Annotated in this window: 2 tRNA genes and 2 rRNA genes; all 4 read right to left on the bottom strand. The window is 52.0% G+C overall.

Going from position 1 to position 4,820, the window contains the following annotated elements:
* Window positions 1–1,918 (bottom strand): 23S ribosomal RNA (locus GG681_RS17580); the annotation flags it as partial.
* 485 nt (window positions 1,919–2,403) lie between these two features.
* Window positions 2,404–2,480, bottom strand: a tRNA-Ile gene (locus GG681_RS17575).
* Between the two features lie 130 nt (window positions 2,481–2,610).
* A tRNA-Ala gene (locus tag GG681_RS17570) sits at window positions 2,611–2,686 on the bottom strand.
* Window positions 2,687–2,835: 149 nt separating this feature from the next.
* Window positions 2,836–4,295, bottom strand: a 16S ribosomal RNA gene (locus GG681_RS17565).
* Window positions 4,296–4,820: the final 525 nt, after the last annotated feature.

Below are 4,820 nucleotides of genomic sequence, written 5' to 3'. Positions count from 1 at the left end.
CATTCGTGCAGGTCGGAACTTACCCGACAAGGAATTTCGCTACCTTAGGACCGTTATAGTTACGGCCGCCGTTTACCTGGGCTTCAATTCAGAGCTCTCACCCCTCCTTTTAACCTTCAGGCACCGGGCAGGCGTCAGACCCTATACGTCGTCTTACGACTTCGCAGAGCCCTATGTTTTTAATAAACAGTCGCCACCCCCTGGTTTGTGCCCCCGGATTCCACTTGCGTAGGACCCGGGCCTCCTTCTCGCGAACTTACGGAGGTATTTTGCCGAGTTCCTTCAACATCGTTCTCTCAAGCGCCTTGGTATTCTCTACCAGTCCACCTGTGTCGGTTTAGGGTACGGTCTCATGGAGGGCTATTTCCAGGGACTGATCAGCAGCTCATTCAATCCGATAAGGATGAACTACCTTCACAATCCGTCACATCCTCCTGGCCCAGGAATATTAACCTGGTTCCCATCGCCTACGCCTTTCGGCCTCGGCTTAGGGGCCGGCTTACCCTGCTCAGATTAGCTTTAAGCAGGAACCCTTGGACTTTCGGCGAGAGTGTCTCTCACACTCTTTGTCGCTACTCATGTCATCATTCTCACTAGTGATCTCTCCACGGGATCGCTCACGCGCCCGCTTCATCGAAAGCTCCTTGCGTCCAACACCTTCCGGAGGAAGGCTAAAGACGCATGGAACTATATCACACTACGCTCTGCTACCATGCACTATGTGCATCCTCGGCTTCGGCTCATGGCTTGAGCCCCGTTACATCTTCGCCGCAGGACGTCTTAATTAGACCAGTGAGCTGTTACGCTATCTTTAAAGGATGGCTGCTTCTAAGCCAACCTCCTGGTTGTTTTGGACATCCCACCTGCTTTCCCACTTAGCCATGAATTAGGGGCCTTAGCCGGAGGTCAGGGTTGTTTCCCTCTCCACTACGGACGTTAGCATCCGCAGTGTGTCTGCCATCTAGTACTCCCGGGTATTCGGAGTTTGGTTAGGATCAGTAAGCCTGTGGGGCCCCATTACCCATCCAGTGCTCTACCCCCCGGGGTATTCGGATGACGCTCTACCTAAATAGATTTCGCAGAGAACCAGCTATCTCCGAGTTTGATTGGCCTTTCACCCCTAGGCACAACTCATCCCGACCTTTTTCAACAGGTGTGGGTTCGGCCCTCCAGTGCGTGTTACCGCACCTTCAGCCTGGTCATGCCTAGATCACTCGGTTTCGGGTCTGATCCCACGAACTCATTCGCCCTATTAAGACTCGCTTTCGCTGCGCCTACACCTAACGGCTTAAGCTTGCACGTGAGACCAAGTCGATGACCCATTATACAAAAGGTACGCCGTCAGATCGTAAAGATCCTCCGACTGATTGTAGGCGTTCGGTTTCAGGGACTGTTTCACTCCCCTTGTCGGGGTGCTTTTCACCTTTCCCTCACGGTACTGGTTCGCTATCGGTCAGTAAGGAGTACTTAGCCTTCGAAGGTGGTCCTCCGATCTTCAGACAGAATTTCACGTGTTCCGCCCTACTTAATACGTCCTTCAGAGCTTCCCATACGGGGCTATCACCCGCTATGGCTGTGCTTCCCAACACATTCTGGTCACTCATCGGGCTCGGCTGGTCCCCGTTCGCTCGCCGCTACTAGGGGAGTATCAATTGATTTCCTTTCCTCCGGGTACTTAGATGTTTCAGTTCCCCGGGTTTGCTCTTAAAACCCTATGTATTCAGGTAATAAGTACTTGGTTAAGCTTATTATAAGCAGCCCGAAGGCTATTATAACAAACTTTCAAGTGGGTTGCCCCATTCGGAAATTCATGGATCAAAGCTTATTCTCAGCTCACCATGACTTATCGCAGAGTATCACGTCCTTCATCGCCTCTTACTGCCAAGGCATCCACCAAACGCCCTTCTCGCGCTTGATTTGTTCCAGAAAGAGATAGTGTAACTATCGCGCTCACAGAAGCTGGTAAGATCTGCAAGCTTAACTTTCTGAACCAAAAAGCATACTTTCCCGCATTTATGATGCCCTACCGCTTCGCTACTTGAGGGTTTGATGTCGGTCGAACCCGGTATCGAAGCAGGCACATAAATACATTGCGTGGTCGTTAAACCACGCGGGTTAGTGTACTTGACTTGGACAACTACCGTCATTTCAAAAAAGCATACATAAGGGCGTCTGAGGAAACATGACGATCCAAATGCTATCCACTGCAGAGCAGCTTCACCTTTAAGAGGTCATCCCCTTACTTAGGGCGACCAACGGTGTTGTTGATTGTAATCTCTATAAACGATATCAAAGCGTTTGGTCTTGCGACCACGCTTGCCTGTCCGATTGGACATTAAAGATGCACATGATGTGCAGCTCAAAAGTCAAATCGAACTCTTTGATCTTTGTATATCCGAAGAATGGTGGGTCGAGGAGGACTTGAACCTCCGACCTCACGCTTATCAGGCGTGCGCTCTAACCACCTGAGCTACCGACCCAGCTTACTTTGCTATGCAAAGTCAGCGACGCTCCGGCAGGCTACTTTGCACAGCAAAGTCGCCGAGAGGAGCCAGCCCAGGCTGGTTTCGCAAGGGCCGTGTTCTGTTGGAACGGGCTTTAGCTTAGAGATGGTGGAGCCTAGGAGGATCGAACTCCTGACCTCCTGAATGCAAATCAGGCGCTCTCCCAGCTGAGCTAAGGCCCCTAGCTGAACCCTGCCATGTGACAAGGTCCTGACAATTCCTGAAGAGATATGAGGACGGCTCGGTTTGATGATTTGATCGGCTTTGTTTGCCGATCTGCTAAGTGATCCACGAGATAGAGCAAGCTCTGATCTGCTAGGATCATCCTTAGAAAGGAGGTGATCCAGCCGCAGGTTCCCCTACGGCTACCTTGTTACGACTTCACCCCAGTCGCTGAGCCTACCGTGGTCCGCTGCCTCCAAAAGGTTAGCGCACGGCCGTCGGGTAGACCCAACTCCCATGGTGTGACGGGCGGTGTGTACAAGGCCCGGGAACGTATTCACCGCGTCATGCTGTTACGCGATTACTAGCGATTCCGACTTCATGCTCTCGAGTTGCAGAGAACAATCCGAACTGAGACAGTTTTTTGGGATTAACCCATTGTCACTGCCATTGTAGCACGTGTGTAGCCCAACCCGTAAGGGCCATGAGGACTTGACGTCATCCACACCTTCCTCCCGCTTATCACGGGCAGTTTCTTTAGAGTGCCCAGCCGAACTGCTGGCAACTAAAGATGTGGGTTGCGCTCGTTGCCGGACTTAACCGAACATCTCACGACACGAGCTGACGACAGCCATGCAGCACCTGTCACTAGGTCCCGAAGGAAGGCCTGATCTCTCAGGTTGTCCTAGGATGTCAAGGGTTGGTAAGGTTCTGCGCGTTGCTTCGAATTAAACCACATGCTCCACCGCTTGTGCGGGCCCCCGTCAATTCCTTTGAGTTTTAATCTTGCGACCGTACTCCCCAGGCGGAATGCTTAATCCGTTAGGTGTGTCACCGAATAGCATGCTACCCGACGACTGGCATTCATCGTTTACGGTGTGGACTACCAGGGTATCTAATCCTGTTTGCTCCCCACACTTTCGCACCTCAGCGTCAGTATCGAGCCAGTGAGCCGCCTTCGCCACTGGTGTTCCTCCGAATATCTACGAATTTCACCTCTACACTCGGAATTCCACTCACCTCTCTCGAACTCAAGACTGGGAGTTTTAAAGGCAGTTCCGGGGTTGAGCCCCGGGATTTCACCTCTAACTTTCCAATCCGCCTACGTGCGCTTTACGCCCAGTAATTCCGAACAACGCTAACCCCCTCCGTATTACCGCGGCTGCTGGCACGGAGTTAGCCGGGGTTTCTTTACCAGATACTGTCATTATCATCTCTGGCGAAAGAGCTTTACGACCCTAGGGCCTTCATCACTCACGCGGCATGGCTGGATCAGGCTTGCGCCCATTGTCCAAGATTCCCCACTGCTGCCTCCCGTAGGAGTCTGGGCCGTGTCTCAGTCCCAGTGTTGCTGATCATCCTCTAAAACCAGCTATAGATCGTAGACTTGGTAGGCCGTTACCCCACCAACTATCTAATCTAACGCGGGCCAATCCAAATCCGATAAATCTTTCCCCCGAAGGGCGTATAAGGTATTACTCACCGTTTCCAGTGGCTATTCCTTAGATCTGGGTATGTTCCCACGCGTTACTAACCCGTCCGCCGCTCCACCCGAAGGTGGCGCTCGACTTGCATGTGTTAGGCCTGCCGCCAGCGTTCGTTCTGAGCCAGGATCAAACTCTCAAGTTGAAAAGCTGTTACCAGCTTATCCTTGACGTCGAACCTCTGCACATCACTGGTTGCTCTGCAAATCTAAATCCTTGGGAGGATTTAAACCTGGATCCGGACCCGGCTAGGAACCCGAAATAGCAACCTGTTATTCTCTGTTTGTTGTGCTTCAGTACCAAAGGTACAGAAAGCCGTTCAAACAGTGAAGCTGACACTAGATCATCGGGCAAAAACCCTACTAGCGTTGATATACAGACGTTGATCCATCGAAATAAACCAAACCGCCCACATATCTCTTCAGATATACAACAATGTCAAAGAGCAACATCCAGAGGTCAAAAACAAGACCGTAGCGCAACTCTCACTGCGCAACCGCCTCGCATCAATCTAACTAAATGCCTCAGTCTATCCTGAGCGTCGCAAGTCTCTCCAAGCCGTCCAACCGTCTCTCCGGTTCGTTTCCCGCCCAACTCAGCGTCGCCGCCGCACCGTCCGGTGTGTCTCAGTAGCGCCTCAGCGCCGCCGGTGAAGGGGGTTCTAGTGCTA

The organism is Tritonibacter aquimaris, assembly GCF_009617595.1.
Taxonomy (GTDB): domain Bacteria; phylum Pseudomonadota; class Alphaproteobacteria; order Rhodobacterales; family Rhodobacteraceae; genus Epibacterium; species Epibacterium aquimaris.
This window is presented reverse-complemented; position numbering and strand designations above follow the sequence as displayed.